The 17,166-nt window shown below is 67.3% G+C and carries 19 protein-coding genes; 12 read left to right on the plus strand and 7 right to left on the minus strand.

Annotated features, from left to right (window positions below; genetic code table 11):
* Positions 1–27: 27 nt before the first annotated feature.
* Together ACZK2G_RS03770 and ACZK2G_RS03775 are read left to right on the plus strand one after the other, a co-directional pair.
* Positions 28–2,349 carry a PacR family protein gene (locus tag ACZK2G_RS03770; RefSeq protein ID WP_136639800.1) on the plus strand — a complete coding sequence of 774 codons (2,322 nt, stop codon included), beginning with the start codon at positions 28–30 and terminating at the stop codon, positions 2,347–2,349.
* A gap of 52 nt (positions 2,350–2,401) precedes the next feature.
* Positions 2,402–3,481, plus strand: coding sequence for an NAD(P) transhydrogenase subunit alpha (locus ACZK2G_RS03775; protein ID WP_478474734.1), 1,080 nt, complete (start codon positions 2,402–2,404; stop codon positions 3,479–3,481).
* Positions 3,482–3,558: 77 nt separating this feature from the next.
* Here the strand turns inward: ACZK2G_RS03775 and ACZK2G_RS03780 are convergent, their stop codons facing one another.
* From ACZK2G_RS03780 to ACZK2G_RS03790, 3 genes are read right to left on the minus strand one after another with little or no spacing between them, the layout of a single operon-like run.
* Entirely contained in the window at positions 3,559–4,020 is a 462-nt protein-coding gene (locus ACZK2G_RS03780; protein ID WP_136639801.1) for a DUF3106 domain-containing protein, read from the minus strand.
* Between the two features lie 4 nt (positions 4,021–4,024).
* Positions 4,025–4,351, minus strand: a complete 327-nt coding sequence (locus ACZK2G_RS03785; RefSeq protein ID WP_136639802.1) for a DUF3379 domain-containing protein — start codon at positions 4,349–4,351, stop codon at positions 4,025–4,027.
* The gene (locus ACZK2G_RS03790) at positions 4,348–4,932 is read right to left on the minus strand and encodes an RNA polymerase sigma factor (RefSeq protein WP_136639803.1); all 585 of its coding nucleotides are present in this window, start codon (positions 4,930–4,932) and stop codon (positions 4,348–4,350) included. Before ACZK2G_RS03790 ends, ACZK2G_RS03785 begins: the two co-directional genes overlap by 4 nt.
* 98 nt (positions 4,933–5,030) lie before the next feature.
* On the opposite strand from ACZK2G_RS03790, the gene ACZK2G_RS03795 reads away from it, so the two are divergent.
* Both ACZK2G_RS03795 and ACZK2G_RS03800 read left to right on the plus strand, forming a co-directional pair.
* Positions 5,031–5,351, plus strand: coding sequence for an NAD(P) transhydrogenase subunit alpha part 2 (locus ACZK2G_RS03795; RefSeq protein WP_046985213.1), 321 nt, complete (start codon positions 5,031–5,033; stop codon positions 5,349–5,351).
* Positions 5,348–6,808: an NAD(P)(+) transhydrogenase (Re/Si-specific) subunit beta gene (locus tag ACZK2G_RS03800; protein WP_478474736.1), complete on the plus strand. Its 1,461-nt coding sequence runs from the start codon at positions 5,348–5,350 to the stop codon at positions 6,806–6,808. The genes ACZK2G_RS03795 and ACZK2G_RS03800 overlap by 4 nt, the downstream gene beginning before the upstream one ends.
* An 88-nt stretch (positions 6,809–6,896) precedes the next feature.
* On the opposite strand, the gene ACZK2G_RS03805 is transcribed toward ACZK2G_RS03800, so the two are convergent.
* On the minus strand, positions 6,897–7,316 hold the full coding sequence (locus ACZK2G_RS03805; RefSeq protein WP_295380482.1) for a hypothetical protein: 420 nt from the start codon (positions 7,314–7,316) through the stop codon (positions 6,897–6,899).
* Positions 7,317–7,438: 122 nt separating this feature from the next.
* On the opposite strand from ACZK2G_RS03805, the gene sufT reads away from it, so the two are divergent.
* From sufT to ACZK2G_RS03835, 6 genes are all read left to right on the plus strand, one after another.
* On the plus strand, positions 7,439–7,990 hold the full coding sequence (sufT, locus tag ACZK2G_RS03810) for a putative Fe-S cluster assembly protein SufT (RefSeq protein WP_004144911.1): 552 nt from the start codon (positions 7,439–7,441) through the stop codon (positions 7,988–7,990).
* A gap of 59 nt (positions 7,991–8,049) precedes the next feature.
* On the plus strand, positions 8,050–9,144 hold the full coding sequence (locus ACZK2G_RS03815; RefSeq protein ID WP_046985216.1) for a branched-chain amino acid aminotransferase: 1,095 nt from the start codon (positions 8,050–8,052) through the stop codon (positions 9,142–9,144).
* Between the two features lie 173 nt (positions 9,145–9,317).
* Entirely contained in the window at positions 9,318–9,974 is a 657-nt protein-coding gene (locus ACZK2G_RS03820) for a hypothetical protein (RefSeq protein ID WP_253078071.1), read from the plus strand.
* Complete coding sequence (locus ACZK2G_RS03825) at positions 9,971–10,306, plus strand: transcriptional regulator (RefSeq protein WP_046985218.1); 336 nt, start codon at positions 9,971–9,973, stop codon at positions 10,304–10,306. Before ACZK2G_RS03820 ends, ACZK2G_RS03825 begins: the two co-directional genes overlap by 4 nt.
* Position 10,307: 1 nt before the next feature.
* Positions 10,308–11,330 (plus strand): M23 family metallopeptidase, encoded by a 1,023-nt coding sequence (locus ACZK2G_RS03830; protein WP_046985219.1) that lies wholly within the window; start codon positions 10,308–10,310, stop codon positions 11,328–11,330.
* Between the two features lie 378 nt (positions 11,331–11,708).
* Positions 11,709–13,448, plus strand: coding sequence for a S8 family peptidase (locus ACZK2G_RS03835; RefSeq protein ID WP_004144921.1), 1,740 nt, complete (start codon positions 11,709–11,711; stop codon positions 13,446–13,448).
* Between the two features lie 89 nt (positions 13,449–13,537).
* Here the strand turns inward: ACZK2G_RS03835 and ACZK2G_RS03840 are convergent, their stop codons facing one another.
* The 3 genes from ACZK2G_RS03840 to wrbA form a co-directional block, all read right to left on the minus strand.
* The gene (locus ACZK2G_RS03840) at positions 13,538–14,023 is read right to left on the minus strand and encodes an asparaginase domain-containing protein (protein WP_046985220.1); all 486 of its coding nucleotides are present in this window, start codon (positions 14,021–14,023) and stop codon (positions 13,538–13,540) included.
* 79 nt (positions 14,024–14,102) lie between these two features.
* On the minus strand, positions 14,103–14,438 hold the full coding sequence (locus tag ACZK2G_RS03845; RefSeq protein ID WP_046985221.1) for a DUF2069 domain-containing protein: 336 nt from the start codon (positions 14,436–14,438) through the stop codon (positions 14,103–14,105).
* A complete protein-coding gene (wrbA, locus tag ACZK2G_RS03850; RefSeq protein ID WP_046985222.1) occupies positions 14,435–15,028 on the minus strand; it encodes an NAD(P)H:quinone oxidoreductase in 594 nt (197 codons plus the stop codon). The genes ACZK2G_RS03845 and wrbA overlap by 4 nt, the downstream gene beginning before the upstream one ends.
* Positions 15,029–15,105: 77 nt before the next feature.
* On the opposite strand from wrbA, the gene ACZK2G_RS03855 reads away from it, so the two are divergent.
* Both ACZK2G_RS03855 and ACZK2G_RS03860 read left to right on the plus strand, forming a co-directional pair.
* Complete coding sequence (locus ACZK2G_RS03855; protein WP_046985223.1) at positions 15,106–16,380, plus strand: YihY family inner membrane protein; 1,275 nt, start codon at positions 15,106–15,108, stop codon at positions 16,378–16,380.
* Positions 16,377–16,952, plus strand: coding sequence for a TlpA family protein disulfide reductase (locus ACZK2G_RS03860; RefSeq protein WP_295380478.1), 576 nt, complete (start codon positions 16,377–16,379; stop codon positions 16,950–16,952). Before ACZK2G_RS03855 ends, ACZK2G_RS03860 begins: the two co-directional genes overlap by 4 nt.
* The last annotated feature ends 214 nt before the right edge of the window (positions 16,953–17,166 follow it).

A 17,166-nucleotide genomic window follows, 5' to 3' on the forward strand; every position in this document is an offset into this window, starting at 1 on the left:
ACCAGAGAAGGTGGGGAGCCTTCCCGAATGATGAGCGCGCCCACACCGATGGGATCGCCGGGCCGTGACCCGGCACAGCTCCAGCGTGCCCGGGAGGTGGTCCTGCCTGCCCTGTGCCAGGCCTTCGGGGCCGCACTGGCGCGTTTCGACGATGCCCTGTTCGACCGTGCCGGCAATGCCGGCTCGTCGCAGCTGTTGTTCCTTGATGCGATGCGCGAACTGCGCCGCCGCCGCGAGGACATTGCTGCCGCCTTCGCCAGCCACCTGCAGCTGGCCTGGGATGCGTTGGCCAACGGTGAGCCGCTGTCGGCCGAGGCGACCCTGTCGGGTCCGGCCGAGGACAGCCTCAGCCTGCTGGATGAACACGTACTGGAATCGCGGCTGGCGGTGCGCAACTTCGCCACCGTGCTGCTGCGCGACTTCAAGCCGGTGCTGGCGCGGCTGGATCGCCGCCTGGGCCGGCTGATCGGTGGACCCGAACTGGATGCCGACCACAACCCGATCAGCCCCGAGCACCTGGGCGTGGCCATCCACGAAGCCTTTGCCGGCTGCGAGCTGGCCCCGGAAGTGCATCTGGTGCTGATCAAGCTGTGCGAGCGCGACCTGCGCGCGCCGGTGGGCCGCATCTACGAGAAGCTGGACGAACAACTGGCTGCTGCCGGGGTGATGTCGCAGATGGGGGCGCAGCAGCGTCCGTTGTCAGCCGCGCCCGAGCCGCGCGTGCCTTCAGGCCTGGACGATCTGGTCGAGCAGCGTCAGGGCGTGGGCTTCGATGCTGAATCCGGCGATGACGAACAGGCCGCACCGGCGTGGGCGCAGCGCTTCGCCGCACGCTGGTCCGAGCGCCGCGGCCACATGCAGCAGCATCTGGCTGGCGAAGACGGCGGAACCGGCGAGGCCTACGTGGGCCAGCAGGGCATGCTGCTGGAAGCGCTGCACGAACTGCTGCAGCAGACCCGCCATGTGCGCGAGGATGCAACGTCGGCCGCACAGGTTGCAGTTGGCCAGCATCGCCCGTTGAGCCAGCGCGAGATGATGTCGGTGTTGTCGCTGCTGCAGGCCACGCCCAGCGCGACCCTGCGCGCAGCCATCGGTGAGGACGGCGAATCGCTGGCGCAGCGGCTGAAGAGCGAAGTCCTGTCCAGCGCCACCCGGCTTGGCGTCGACCCCGGCCAGAGCCGGTTGGATCCGCAGGACGAAGATGCGATCGACCTGGTCGGCATGTTGTTCGACGTGATGCTGGACGAACGCGAGCTGGAGGGCCGCTCGCGCGAACTGATCGGCCGTCTGGTGGTGCCCTTCGTCAAGGTCGCCATGCTTGATCGCCGCATGTTCGTGCAGAAGACCCACCCGGCGCGCAAGCTGCTCAACTCGCTGGCCGAGGCCTGCGAAGGCAACACCGGCGAGAGCCAGGCCGAGCGCATGCTGATGGCCAAGGTCGAGGAAATCATCGAGCGCCTGGTGGCCGAGTTCAACGAGAACCTGGCCATCTTCCTGACCCTGGAAGAAGAGTTCCGCGAATTCCTCGTGCAGCATCGCCGCCGCGTGGAAATTGCCGAGCGTCGCGCCGCCGAAACGCAGCGTGGCCAGGAAAAGCTGGAAATGGCTCGCAGCCGTGCCGGCGCCGAACTGGACCGCCGCATCGGCGATGCTTCCCTGCCGCCGGCCATTGCCGAGTTTCTGCGCCAGCCGTGGCAGCACCACCTGACCCTGGCGCTGCTGCGCGAGGGCGAAGAAGGCGCGTCGGTGGCCGAGGCATTGAGCCTCGGCGACGGCCTCCTGGAGGAAGTGGCCGAGGCACGCCGGCAGATTGTCGGCAAGCCGTGGCTGCAGGCCTGGCAGCCGGTGCTGGCCAAGGTGTTTGCCAGCGTCGGCGTGCACGGCGATGCGGCTACCGGGGCGATCGACGCCTTGCATGACACGTTGCAGGGCATCGCCGAGTCGCGCCCGGAACTGCAGCGCGCGCTGCCGGAGCTGCCGCAGGTCGCATTGCCGGCGCCGCCGGTGGCCGAGTCGCCCGCAGTGGAGTTGAGCGGTCAGATCGACGCCGATGACTTCGACAATGCCGACGCCGATCGCTTCCGTCGCATGGAGATCGGTAACTGGCTGGACTTCGTCGACAAGGACGGCAAGGTCCAGGCCGGCAAGCTGTCCTGGGTCAGCCCGATTTCCTCGCGCCTGTTGTTCGTCAACCGCCGTGGCGTGCGCTTCTGCGTGGCTTCGCCGGAGGAACTGGCGGTGATGGTGCGGTTGGGCCGCCTGCGTGCCCACGTTGACGACGGCGCCTTCGACAGCGCCATGCAGGGCGTGATCGATCGGCTGGACCCGGGCAACGCCACCCTGCACTGAGCAGTGACGGCCTGCTAGGATCGGGAAAACACACCGATCAGCGGGGACCTGCATGGCCGTGGCGTTGCTGGGGATCAAGGAGTCCGCGCCGGGTGAACGGCGCGTAGCACTGACGCCGGAAACCGCGCGCAAGCTCGGCGCGCTGGGCGTCAGCGTCTGGTACGAAGCCGGTGCCGGCCTTGCTGCCGGTTTCACCGATGCTGCCTATGATGATGCCGGCGCGCGGGTCTTCGACGCCAGCCGTTGGGGCGAGATCGACATCCTGCTGTGCGTGCAGGCGCCGCCGGCGGCGGTGCTGGAGCAGCTCAAACCCGCCGCCAGCGTGGTCGGACTGCTGACCCCGGCCAGTGATCCGGCGCTTGCAGCATTGGCCGCTGACGATCGCCTGCACCTGTTCCCCCTGCAGCAGCTGCCACGCACCACCCGCGCGCAGGCGATGGACGTACTCAGTTCGCAGGCCGGCATGGCCGGTTACAAGGCCGCGCTGATCGCGGCCGAGCGCGCACCGCGCTTCTTCCCGATGCTGACCACGGCAGCCGGAACCGTGCGTCCGGCCAAGGTTCTGGTAATCGGTGCCGGCGTGGCCGGCCTGCAGGCCATCGCCACCGCGCGCCGGTTGGGTGCGCAGGTGGAAGGTTTCGACGTGCGTCCGGAAACCCGCGAGCAGATACAGTCGCTGGGGGCGCGTTTCCTCGACCTGGGCGTCAGCGCGGCAGGCGAAGGCGGTTACGCGCGTGCGCTGACCGATGAAGAGCGCGCCGAACAGCAGCGCCGGCTGGCCGACCATCTGCGTAGCGTGGATGTGGTGATCTGCACCGCAGCGGTACCGGGGCGACCGGCGCCGACGATCGTGACTGCCGCAATGGTGGAAGGCATGGCCACCGGCAGCGTGATCGTTGATCTGGCCGCCGAAAGTGGCGGCAACTGCGCGCTGACCCGGCCGGGTGAGTGCATCGAGCACCAGGGCGTGACCATCGATGGCCTGCTGGGGCTGGCCAGTCGCGGCGCGACCCAGGCCAGCGAGATGTACGCGCGCAACCTGCTGAATTTCGTCGCGTTGTTCGTGCGTGAGGGGCAGCTGGCGTTCGACTGGGACGACGAGCTGCTGGCGAAGACGCGCTGGCAGGCGTGACCCGGTAGCGCCGGGCCATGCCCGGCGAGCGCAGCGGAAGGCACTGGATCCGCCGGGCATGGCCCGGCGCTACCGTGTTACCGCGGCTTCGCCGGCGGCGGATTTTCCCGCACCCAGTCCTTGCGCTGTTCCGGCGTCATCTGTGACCAGCGCTCGCGCAGGGCGTCGCGCTGCGCCGGTGGCAAATCACGCATCTGGCCGAACAGGGCACGCGCCTGCTCGCGCTGCTCCGGGCTCATGTGTTCAAAGCGGCGTAGCCCACGGCGGGCCTTGTCGCGTTCCTCCGGACTCATCGATTGCCAACGCTGGCCATGCGAGAGCATGCGTTGGCGCTGGCCAGCGTCGGCGCTGTTCCAGCGGTCGCGCAGCGGCGCCAGCAGGGATTCGCGCTGGGCGTCGCTCAGTTGTTCCCATGCCGGCAGCGGTGCGGTCGGCACGGGACGCGGGGCAGGGGCGGGTGCGGCGCTCTGTGCCAGCGCCGGGACGGCCGGCAACAGCGACAGGGCCAGCAAGAGTGGCAGGGTATGCAGTCGGGACATGGGTTCACTCCATCGCCAGGTCGTTGTCGCCCAGCCACAGGTACAGATCAGGATTCTCGTCGTACAGCGCGCTGTTGTCTTCCACTGCCGCCAGCACCGGTGCTGGCGCAGGGCCCGTCAGCGTGCCATGGCCAGTGAACTGCAGGCCGATACCCAGTGCCACCACCAGCGAACAGGCGCTGGCCAGCCACCAGCGCCAGCGCCCGCGATGGGCCGCGCCGGCGCCATGGCGGGCCTGGCGCAGCCGTGCCAGCGTCGCCGGCGACAACGCCTGCAGCGACTGCGCGTGCAGGCTGCGCAGGGTGTCATCGGAAGGCAGGGGGCGGTTCACGGGTGGGTCTCCAAGTAGTCCTGCAGCGCTTGCCGGGCGCGTGCCAGATGGGTTTTTACCGCGCCTTCGCTGCAGCCCATGGCGCGGGCGGTGGTGGCCCCGTCCAGGTCCTGCAGCACGCGCAGGGTGAAGGCCTCGCGCTGGCGGGCGGGCAGGGTGCGCAGTGCCTGCACCAGCTGCTGGTACTGCTGGTGTTGCTCATGCGCCTGCGACGGGTCGGGGCCGGGGTCGGCCCAGTCGATCTCGCCGCCGTCGGCGTCCTGGTTGTCACGCCAGAACGGCAGGCGGAAGCGGCGCCGGCGCTGCAGGTCGATCACCCGCCGGCGCAGGATGCTCCAGAACAGCGGTGCCCATTCGGCGGCCGGCTTGTCGGCGTAGTCCAGCATGCGCAGCAGGGCATCCTGCACCGCGTCCAGCGCATCCTCGCGCTGGCGCAGGCCGGCCTCGGCGAAGCGGAACGCACGCGGGCCGACGCTGGCCAGGAACGCCTCCAGCGATGCCGGCAGGGCATCGGTCTCGGCGCTCGGGGGGAGGGGGCTGCTCACCAGCACAGGGTACGGTTCCTCGCTCGGGGTCACCATTGGCAACGCGTGAGCGCGGCTTTGGTTGACGCCGGGCGCGCGCCGGGTTCAGCCCATGGTTATGATGGGGCGACGAAGACAGAGCGGGAGCGTTGCCAGTGAGTGACGGGTTCGTAGCGCTGTACATCTTCATGCTGGCGGCCATTGCCGGCCACGTGATCATTTCGCGGGTGCCGGTGATCCTGCATACCCCGCTGATGTCGGGGTCCAACTTCATCCACGGCATCGTGCTGATCGGCGCGATGGTGGTGCTGGGTCACGCGCAGACGCCGCTGGAAAAGGCACTGGGCTTCCTGGCCGTGGTGCTCGGTGCCGGCAATGCCGCCGGTGGCTACGTGGTCACCGCACGCATGCTGGAAATGTTCAAGCCGAGTGCGCCCAAGCGCGACAAGGACGAACCGAAGGAGCCGCAGGCTTGAACATCAGCACCATCGAACTGCTCGATTGGCTGGTCAAGGCCAGCTACCTGGTCGCCGCCACGCTGTTCCTGCTCGGCCTTCAACGCATGGCCTCGCCGCTGACTGCACGCAGCGGCATCCGCTGGGCAGGGCTGGGCATGCTGCTGGCCACCGTGGCCACCTTCTTCCTGCCCGAGCTGCACAACGTGCCGCTGATCCTGGTGGCACTGCTGCTGGGCGCCGGCCTGGCCTGGTGGTCGGCGGGCAAGGTCGCGGTCACCGACATGCCGCAGATGGTGGCCCTGTACAACGGCATGGGCGGCGGCTCGGCCGCGGCCATCGGTGCAGTGGAACTGTTGCGCTACGCCTTCCTCGCCAACCGCGATACCAGCCACTGGAGCGCACAGGCGCTGGCCGACCTCGCTGCCCGCCAACCCTCGGGCATGGTGCTGCTGCTGGCGGTGGTCGGCGCGGCCATCGGTGCGGTGTCGCTGTCCGGCTCGGTGATTGCCTGGGCCAAGCTCGACGGTCGCCTCGACAAGCGCGTGACCTGGCCCGGGCAGCAGGTGATGAACCTGGTGGTGGCACTGGCGGTGGTGGTGCTGGCGATCATCGCGGCCAGCACGCTCAACACCTGGGCGATCGTCGCCTTCTTCGTGCTGGCGCTGGCGCTGGGCGTGCTGATGACGCTGCCGATCGGTGGTGCCGACATGCCGGTGGTGATCTCGCTGTACAACGCGTTCACCGGCCTGGCGGTGTCGTTCGAAGGCTATGTGCTGGGCAACGAGGCGTTGATCATCGCCGGCATGATGGTCGGCGCGGCGGGCATCCTGCTGACCCGGCTGATGGCCAAGGCGATGAACCGGCCGATCCGCAACGTGCTGTTCTCCAACTTCGGCGGCGCTGCGGCGGGCGAGGCGCAGGCGATTTCCGGTTCGCAGAAGCCGATCGAAGCAGCTGACGTGGCGGCGATGATGGCCTTCGCCGAACGCGTGGTGATCGTGCCCGGCTACGGCATGGCCGTCGCCCAGGCCCAGCACAAGATCTGGGAGCTGGCACAGCGGCTGATCGCACGCGGGGTGAAGGTGAAGTTCGCGATCCACCCGGTGGCCGGACGCATGCCGGGGCACATGAACGTGCTGCTGGCCGAGGCCGGCGTGCCCTACGACCTGATCGCCGACATGGATGACATCAACCCGGAATTCGCCAACACCGACGTGGTGCTGGTGATCGGCGCCAACGATGTGGTCAATCCGGTCGCGCGTACCGACCCGGCCAGCCCCATTTACGGCATGCCGGTGCTGGATGTGGTCAACGCCCGCAACGTGGTGGTGATCAAGCGCGGCAAGGGCACTGGCTTTGCAGGCATCGAGAATGCGCTGTTTTACGCTGACAACACCCGCATGCTGTACGGCGATGGTGCAGAAGCCGCGGCCTCGCTGGTCAGTGAGCTGAAGGGGCTCGACGGGGGGCATTGAGGGAACGGGGTCGGATCCCTTTCCGCAGGAAAGGGCTCTGACCCCACATCCAACATCCGCCATCCACGCATGGTGTGGATCTACGCGCTCAGCGTGCCAGCCAGGCGCCCACAGCCACACCCAGGGCCAGCCACAGCCATTCCATCGCGCCATTGGCGAGGGTGATCAGCGTCCAGGCCAGGTGCGGACCCATCCGCGTGGTCGCATCCCACAGGTCCAGCCCGATCGAGCCACCCATCCAGGCGCTGGCGATGGTCCAGTTGGCCACCGCAGCCACCAGCAACGTGCCCAGCACCACCAGGGTGATGCGCAACCGGCCCGGGCCCAGCGTGCCCATGCGCAGCATGAACACCAGCTCCAGTGCGGTCACCACGGCCATCCAGCCGACCTGCCGGCCGGTCATCAGGGCCAGCACCATCCAGGCAAGGGGAGCAACAAGCAGGCCCAGCAGCAGCATGAGGGGCCAGAGCCAGGTCACGGTCCTGGCACGCGCGGCATTGGAGGACATCGAAGCTCCCTGAAAGTCATCCACAGGATACTGTGGTTTGCCGCAGTGCACCGGCGAGGGTAGGGCGGCTGGGCTAGAATGCCGTCTTGCGTGGCCTTGGCCACGGCCCCATATCGGTCCCCATGTATTCCCGTAGCAGCGAACCTGTCCACTTCGAACGCGATTGCGAGGCCGTGATGGTCCCGCAGGGCGACACCGTGACCCTGCCCGCCGGCAGCTATGGGTACATCACCCAAGCGCTGGGCGGCAGCTATTCGGTGTTCGTGGAAGGCAACCTGTTCCGTATCGCCGGCAAGGACGGTGACGCCATCGGCAAGGAGGCGCCGGCTCCGCTGGAGCTGCCGGCCGATGCGACCGACGAGCAGGTGGAGCAGTTGGTGTGGCAGCAGCTGCGCACCTGCTTCGATCCGGAAATTCCGGTGAACATCGTCGAACTGGGCCTGGTCTACGAGGTCGAGATCAAGCACCTGGACGAAGGACAGCGCGAGATCGACGTAAAGATGACGTTGACCGCGCCGGCCTGCGGCATGGGCGACATCCTGGTCGACGACGTACGCAGCAAGCTTGAAATGATCCCGACGGTGGCCGAGGCCGACGTCGAGCTGGTGTTCGACCCGCCGTGGAACCAGCACATGATGTCCGAGGCTGCCCGGCTCGAGACCGGCATGCTTTGACCCACGGCCCGCAGTGACGCGGGCCCGGTACTACCCGCAACCAGAACAGGAAATCTCCGGTGTCCCAGTCCATTCCCAGCTTCGCCGTCACCCGTTCGGACCACCCGCGCAGCGCTGAAGAGCGCGCCCAGATCCTGGAGAAGCCGGGCTTCGGCCTGCACTTCACCGATCACATGGTGGAAGTGCGTTGGGACAAGGACACTGGCTGGCACAACGCCAACGTGCGTGCCTACGGCCCGCTGCAGCTGGACCCGGCCGCCGCGGTGCTGCATTACGGCCAGGAAATCTTCGAAGGCATCAAGGCCTACCGCCATGCCGACGGTTCGATCTGGACCTTCCGCCCGGATGCCAACGGCCGCCGCCTGCAGCGTTCGGCGCAGCGCCTGGCGCTGCCGGAACTGCCGGTGGAGATCTTCGTTGAATCGCTGAAGCAGCTGATCGCCGTCGACAGCGCCTGGGTGCCGTCGGCCGATGAGTCGAGCCTGTACTTCCGTCCGTTCATGATCGGCGACGAAGCCTTCCTCGGCGTGCGCGGCGCGCACAAGGCCGGCTACTACGTGATCGCCAGCCCGGCCGGCCCGTACTTCGCCAAGGGCGTGGCGCCCGTGTCGATCTGGCTGTCCACCGAGTACGCACGTGCGGCCAAGGGCGGCACCGGTGCCGCCAAGTGCGGTGGCAACTACGCCGCCTCGCTGCTGCCGCAGCAGAAGGCGCAGGCGCAGGGCTGCTCGCAGGTGCTGTTCCTCGACCCGGTCGAGGGCAAGTACCTGGAAGAACTGGGTGGCATGAACGTGTTCCTGGTCTACAAGGATGGCACCCTGGTCACCCCACAGCTGTCCGGCAGCATCCTCGAAGGCATCACCCGTGAGAGCATCCTGCAGCTGGCCCGCGACCGCGGCATGAAGGTCGAAGAGCGCAAGGTCAGCATCGACGAGTGGAAGCAGGGCGTGGCCTCCGGCGACATCGCTGAGGTGTTCGCCTGCGGTACCGCCGCAGTGGTCACCCCGATCGGCCAGCTCAAGGGCGAAGGCTTCTCGGTGGGCGACATCAATGCACCGGCTGGCGAAGTGACCATGTCGCTGCGCAAGGAACTGACGGATATCCAGTACGGCCGCCTGCCGGACCGCCACAACTGGCTGGTCAAGCTGGGCTGATCGCCCGCGTTGAACCTGTAGCGCCGGGCCATGCCCGGCGGCTCTTCTTGAAAGCCCGTCCCAGTGACGGGCTTTCTGCGTTGGGGCCCGCCCGTCGACCGCAGCAGATAGGCGCTTGACGCAAATAAGTTTGCGATGCAAACTTAATTCAAGCGACCCCGATGGAGCGTGTCATGCAGCAGCCGTCCGTCATTGATCCTTCCTCGCGCCTGCAGGCGTTGACCCGTGAATACTCGCGTTACTCGCGCAGTGCCGGTGGCCTGTCGGCGATCGCGGGCGGTGTTGCCTGTCTGGCCTCCTTCCTTGCGGGCGCGCTGTTGCCGACCACCCTGACGCTGCGCGTCGTGCTGATCGCCGTACCGGTGCTGTGGATCGTCGGCAAGCAGTGGCTGGCGCGTCGCTACTACCAGCGTCTGGGCCAGGTCGAGGAGCAGGTGACGCCGGCCGAGCGCAACTTCCAGCGCTTCTTCATCGCCTTCACCGCCTTGGTGAGCGTGCTGGTGATCGGCAGCGTGCTGACCCGGCTGGCGCCGATGGGCGAACGCCCCTGGGACCTGCGCGCGATTGGCTACCTGGTCGTGGTGGCACTGTTGCCCTGGGTGGTGTGGCGCTGGCTGCGTACGCCGCTGGAGTTCATTGTGGGGGTATTCCTGCTGTGCCAGGCCGCGCTGGCCTTCACCGGGCAGGCGTATGGCTTCGGCGCGAGCACCGTCGTGTTCCCGCTGGCATCCATCGCACTGATCGTGGCCGGCTGGCGTGACCACCAGCGCTTCCAGCGGCTGCAGGTGGAGATGCGCGCGTTCATGGCGGCGCGGACGAATGTCGAATGACCCAGCTGCCTGATTCCCGAGCGCTGCTCCAGCTCGATCGCTTGATCCATGAGCCAGCACGCCTGCTGATCCTGTCGATCCTGGCAGGTGCCGAATCCGCCGAGTTCGGATTTGTCGAGCATCTCAGCGGTTTGAGCAAGGGCAACCTCTCCAGCCATCTGAGCAAGCTTGAAGCGGCAGGGTTGGTCGCCATCGACAAGTCGTTCCGCGGCAAGCGCCCACTGACCACCCTGCAGTTGACGCCGATGGGCCGCACTGCCCTGGCCGAGTACCGCACGCAGCTGGCGGCGATCGTTGCCGGCATTCCCGATCCGGATCGAAAGGACTCCTGACATGACATTGCTCCCGCGCCTGTTTGCGGTTCTGGTTGTTTCCTTTTCTGCCCTCACAGGCGTGGCCGCGGCCGCAGATCCGCGCCAACAGGGAGCTGCGCTGACCACGCAGTTCTACGAAGGGCACATCGACGCCCTGTGGGAACGGATGACGCCGCAGATGCGGGCGGGGCTGCAGTCCCCGCAGAACCTGGTGACGCTGCGCGAGCAGGTGCTGGCGGGTTGGGGCGCAGAAACCGAGCTGGTCAGTGAGAAGGTCGAGAAGGTTGATGGATTCGACACCTATCTGCGACAGGCGCGCTTCGCCAGGAGCCCGGCCATCATCCAGGTGCTGTGGGCCATCGATGCCGACGGGCGGATCGGCGGCTTCTACATCCGCCCGCTCCAGACCACGCCGCCACAGGCCGCGGCGAGCGGGTTCCTCGACTACCAGACCCGCACACGGCTGCAACTGCCGTTCGAGGATGAGTACTTCGTATTCTGGGGCGGGCGTAGCGTCGAACAGAACTACCATGCGGCCCATGCCGGTCAGCGCTTCGCGCTGGATCTGCTGGTGGTCCGCGATGGCCGCTCGCACCGTGGCGATGGCCTGCGCAATGATGACTACTACTGCTTCGGTCGCCCGATCCTTGCGCCGGCTGACGGTACGGTGGTGGACGTGATCGAGGGTGTGGCCGACAACGTGCCGGGTCAGATGAATGCCGCCCAGCTCACCGGCAACCGCGTCATTCTCGATCACGGCAACGAGGAGTACTCGGTGCTGGCGCACCTTCGCCAGGGCAGCGTGCGCGTCGCGCAGGGGCAGGTTGTCCGCAGCGGCGCGCACCTCGGTGACTGTGGCAACAGCGGCAATTCCTCCGAACCGCACCTGCACTACCAGCTGCAGGCCGGGCCGGTGTTCGGTGTCGGCGAAGCGTTGCCGGCACAGTTCTCCGATTACATCGCCGATGGCCAGCCGGTTGCACGCGGCGAGCCGGTCAAAGGGCAGCGCATCCGGCCAGCGGACGTTCCGCGGGCGAAGTAGTCAGCGCGTCCGACGAGGGCCGGCCGGGGCACCGCCTGGATGCTGCGCGGTCGTTGCGGGGGGCGTGGACGCCGATGTCGGCAAAGTCATCACAGGACACGTGATGACCCAGTCAGGTGCGTGCAGGGCACGAGAAAGTTCCTTCACCTTCACAAACCCTCGACCCGAAAAGTCTCAGAACGAACATTTCATCTTGCTGAAAAGACGCTGAAAATCTTGTGGTGTCCGGTTTTGGTCATTAGCGTCATCTGCACGGCGGATCGTTAGGGGGATCCGCTGACTCGCCGGACTTCGAACCTCGCCAATGCAAGCCAGCCCATGGTTCGGGCCGGTGCTTCTGCCGATTCCGGCATTCACACCACAAGAAAGGGAAATACGATGTCCCAGGTAACGCAACCGCGTGTGCGTCGAGTGTGGGTGGTCCTTGGTGCGTCCGTTCTGTCATCGCTGCTGCTGGCCACGCCTGCGCTGGCCGGTGACGTCCAGCTCAGCGGCCTGCAGTCCGCGCAGACCCACCAGCGTTTCATCGTGAAGTACCGCGACGGCAGTGCCCCGGTGGCCAATACCACCGCACTGGCCTCTTCACTGAAGAGTGCCGCCGCCGGCCTGGCCAGCAGCCAGGGCCGCGCGCTGGGCCTGCAGCAGGTCCGCAAGTTGGCCGTCGGCCCGACCCTGGTCAAGACCGATCGTCCGCTCGACCAGGCCGAATCCGAGCAGCTGATGCGCAAGCTGGCCGCCGACCCGAACGTGGAATACGTCGAAGTCGACCAGATCATGCGCGCCACGCTGACCCCGAACGACACCCGCTTCAGCGAGCAATGGGGCTTCGGCACCTCCAATGCCGGCATCAACATCCGGCCGGCCTGGGACAAGGCCACCGGCACCGGCGTCGTAGTCGCGGTGATCGATACCGGCATCACCAACCATGCCGATCTCAACGCCAACATCCTGCCCGGCTATGACTTCATCAGCGACGCCGCGATGGCGCGCGACGGCAACGGCCGCGACAACAACCCGAACGATGAAGGTGACTGGTACGGCGACAACGAGTGCCAGGCCGGCTATCCGGGTTCCAACTCCAGCTGGCACGGTACCCACGTCGCCGGCACGGTGGCGGCGGTGACCAACAACAGCACCGGCGTGGCCGGTACCGCGTTCAACGCCAAGGTCGTGCCGGTGCGTGTGCTCGGCAAGTGCGGCGGCTACACCTCCGACATCGCCGACGCGATTGTGTGGGCTTCCGGCGGCAGCGTCAGCGGCGTGCCGGCCAATGCCAATCCGGCCGAAGTGATCAACCTCTCGCTCGGCGGTGGCGGCAGCTGCTCGACCACCTACCAGAACGCGATCAATGGCGCTGTCGGCCGTGGCACCACCGTGGTGGTCGCAGCCGGCAACAGCAACACCAACGTGTCCTCGTCGGTGCCGGCCAACTGCCCGAACGTGATCGCGGTGGCAGCCACCACCTCGGCCGGTGCGCGTGCCAGCTTCTCCAATTATGGCAACGGCATCGACATCTCGGCACCGGGCCAGGGCATCCTGTCCACCCTCAACAGCGGCACCACCACCCCGGGCAGCGCCAGCTACGCTTCGTACAACGGCACCTCGATGGCGGCACCGCACGTTGCCGGCGTGGTCGCACTGATGCAGTCCGTTGCCCCGAGCCCGCTGAGCCCGGCGCAGGTGGAGAGCATCATCAAGAGCACTGCACGTCCGCTGCCGGGCGCCTGCTCGGGTGGTTGCGGCGCCGGCATCATCGACGCCGACGCGGCCGTGGCTGCGGCGATCAACGGCGGTGGCCCGAACCCGGGCGGCAACGTGCTGCAGAACAACGTCCCGGTCACCGGCCTGGGCGCTGCCAGTGGCGCCTCATTGAGCTACACGGTCAACGTTCCGGCTGGCAGCACCCAGCTGCGCGTGGCGATCAGTGGCGGCAGCGGTGATGCCGACCTGTACGTGCGCCAGGGCAGTGCCCCGACCGATACCGCGTATACCTGCCGTCCGTACCTGAGTGGCAACAGCGAGACCTGCACCATCAACAGTCCGGCCGCCGGCACCTGGTATGTGCGGGTGAAGGCCTACAGCACCTTCTCGGGCCTGACCCTCAACGCCCAGTACTGAGCCCAAGCCCCTCTCCATGGGCACGCCCCGGCTCCGGCCGGGGCGTTTTCTCTTTGGGTAGGTGCCGACCCTGGTCGGCACGCTGTTCCTCAAACCGATTCGAAGCGGTTCGCGGCCACGTTCTTGCGCACGTGCTGCGGATCGAAGATCCGGCCGTTCATCGCGATGTACACGCCGGTCGGCAGCGACTGCACTGCACCGATCGCACAGCCGATGTTGAACTCGGCATCCGACCCGCGGAAACGTGCCGGGCTCAGCGCACCGGTCATCACGATGGTCTTCTCCGGAATCGTCGCCAGCACCTGGCCGGTCTGCACCATCGAATCGGTGCCGTGGGTCACCAGCACGTGGCGGGTCGGCTGCGCGGCGATGGTGGCGCGGATCAGCTCGCGGTCCTCATCGTTGATGTGCAGCGAATCCTTGCGCAGGATCGGAATCACGTTGAAGCGGAACGTCACGCCCAGCTCGCGCAGGATCATGCCGATCTGGGGGTCGCCGATCTGGTAGTCCGACTTGTCGTCGAAGTAGATCTTGTCGATCGTGCCACCGGTGGTGACGACCAGGAGCTCTTCCATCATGTGCATGCGCGAAACCAGGACAGGTACAGCGGCGCGGGGCCAGGAACATAGATGATACGGCCCGGCGGCCGCAGCGTCAGCGTCGCTTGCCGAAGCGGGCGCGCAGCCCGGGCAGGCTGGCGCTGAAGATCACCAGCAGCGCCAGCGCGATCTCGATCAGCGCCAGCCAGCGCGTCTGCGGGTGGCTCCAGGCGCTCATCACGCCATGGCTGAACCAGCCCAGCGCCAGCACCGAGGCCCAGAAGCCAGCCTTGCGCCAGCCCAGGCGCAGCGCCACGGCCAGTGCCAGCGGCGGTGCGGTGAACACCAGCTGGGTGGCCAGCCAGTGCTTGTCATTGATGAACCAGCCGGCGAACAGCGCCGCCAGCCCCATCAGGGCCAGCAGCAGGACCGTGCGCGGCGGGCGGTTCATCGGGCCAACCGCTGTGCGATGTCAGCCACGCGGCGTCCCAGCGCGCGGGCCAGAACGGCCTCGTCGTCGGTCGGCTGCGGGTCATCGGCCGCGCCGGCCACATGGCTGGCGCCATAGGGCGTGCCACCACTGGTGGTATGGCTCAGCGCCGGCTCGGTGAACGGGATGCCGACGATCACGCAGCCGTGGTGCAGCAGCGGTACCTGCATCGACAGCAGGGTCGATTCCTGGCCACCATGCATCGAGGCGGTGGAGGTGAACACGCCGGCCGGCTTGCCGGACAGAGTGCCGTTGACCCATTCGGCGCCCAGCCCATCCAGGAAGTGCTTCACCGGCGCGGCCATGTTGCCGAAGCGGGTCGGGCTGCCCAGCAGCAGGCCCTGGCATTCGACCAGGTCCTGAACGCTAACGTAGGGCGCGCCATCGTCGGGTACCGGCGGCTGCGCGGTCTGGGTGACGGCGGCCACCGGCGGCACCGTGCGCAGCCGCGCTGCCATGCCCGGAACCTCGCCGATGCCCCGCGCGATCTGGCGCGCCAGCCGTGCCACTGAACCGCCCCGGCTGTAGTACAGCACCAGAATCTCGCCCATCGTGACCACTTCTCCTCGTCGTGTGGCCACCAGTATGGCTATCCTGCGACCATTCCGCATCGGGTACCCTTTCGCCGATGGAACCTTTGGATACGCTCAACCTGTGGATGGAGCGCGCGCGGGATCGCGCACGCGCCATCAGCTTCGGCCGCTTCCTGTGGCATCGCTTCCTCGACGACCGCCTGTTCCAGGCAGCGGCGGCGCTGGCCTACACCACGGTGTTCGCGCTGGTGCCGCTGGCGATCGTGGTGTTCGGCGTGCTCTCGGCCTTCCCCGTCTTCGACCGCTGGAGCGACCAGCTCAGCGATTACGTCTTCTCCAACTTCGTGCCCAACGCCGCGCGCGCCGCCGAGGGCTACCTGCGGCAGTTCTCGGCCAGTGCCGGCCAGCTCACCGCGGCCGGCTTCATCGCGCTGGTGGTGTCGCTGCTGATCACCCTCAACAGTGTTGAAGAGACCTTCAACCAGATCTGGCGCGTGGGCTCGACCCGGCCCAAGCTGACCCGCTTCCTGGTCTACTGGACCGTACTGACCTTGGGCGCGATGCTCGCCGCCGCCTCGCTGGCAGTGTCGGCGCGGGTCTTTGCGATGCCATTGTTCGGGACCCAGGAGGGCCGCTGGCTGGCCGACCTGGCGCTGCGGCTGGCGCCGATCCTGATCGAATTCGTCTGCATCACGCTGATGTTCCGGGTGGTGCCGCACCACACGGTCAAATGGCGGCATGCGGTGCCCGGTGCGATCCTCGCCGCAGTCATCCTGGAACTGGTGAAGTGGGGCATTGGTGCTTACCTGGGCAGCTTCCAGTCGTACCAGAAGCTCTATGGCACGGTGGCCTTCGTACCGATCCTGCTGCTGTGGATCTATCTGTGCTGGGTGGCGGTGCTGCTGGGCGCGTCGTTGTCCTCGTCGATGGCAGCGTTCCGGTACCAGCCGGTCGAGCTGCGCCTGCCGCAGGGCTACGAGTTCTACGGCCTGCTGCGCCTGCTGGGACGCTTCCACCATGCACGCGCGAAGGGCAAAGGCCTGGCCGACGACGAGATCCTGCGGCTGGAGCCGATGCTGACCGATTCGCTGCTGCAGGACCTGGCCTGCAACCTGCAGGAAATCGGCCTGCTGCGCCGTGATGAGCGCGGTGAATGGCTGCTCGCGCGCGATCTGGAGCAGGTCAGCCTGTCTGACCTGTACGAATGCACCCAGCTGCGCATTCCAGTGGCCGAGCAGCACCTGCCGTACCGCGACGACACCCTGGGCCGCGCCGCACTGGCGGCCCTGGACGACCTGCGACTGCCCCTGCGCGAGCGCCTCAAGCGCAAGGTCAGCGACATCTACACCGATTCTGGAGACGCACCATGACCCGCAAGACCTCGTTGCCGCTGATGCTCCCGCTGGCCCTGCTGCTGGCGCTGTCGGCCTGCAAGCCGGCGCAGGAGCCGACCCCGGCCAGCAGCCAGCCGCCGGCACAGGCACCAACGCCGACCACGCCGGCGCCAGTGGATGAGACCCCGGCCGAGCGCATCACCGCCGAGTTCCCGACGTTGAAGATGAAGGCGGTGGACGGCAGTGATTACGATCTGGCCGCGCATCGTGGCAAGTGGGTGGTGGTGAACTTCTGGGCGACCTGGTGTGCACCGTGCCGCAAGGAGATGCCGGAGCTGTCGGCGTTGCATGCGATGCGCAGCAACATCGAAGTGGTTGGTCTGGCCTACGAGGACATCGAAGTGCCGGAGATGCAGTCGTTCCTGACCAAGCATCCGGTGACCTATCCGATCGTGATCGTGGATCCGTTCGATCCGCCGGCGGACTTCGCCACGCCGCGAGGCCTGCCGTTGACGCATCTGCTGGATCCGCAGGGCAAGCTGGCCCACACCTTCCTTGGCCCGGTGACCGCCGCCGACATCGAAGAGCAGATCGCGGCGGCCAAGTAGGTTGGGTATCGGCAGGGCTGCGCCCTGCACTCGCCGAAACATTCAAGCAACGGCAACAGCAGCAGCCAAAGCGCGATTTCCGTGTGGTGGCGGGGCGGTGTCGGAGTGCGGGGACGCCGCAAGTACGTCCATGTAGGCTTGGCAGCCGCATCCATGCGGCTGACACCCCGCACTCCGACACCGCCCCGCCTACCCACAGGTAACCCGCTTCTGC

It is taken from the genome of Stenotrophomonas sp. 107298_Sma (genome assembly GCF_056480345.1).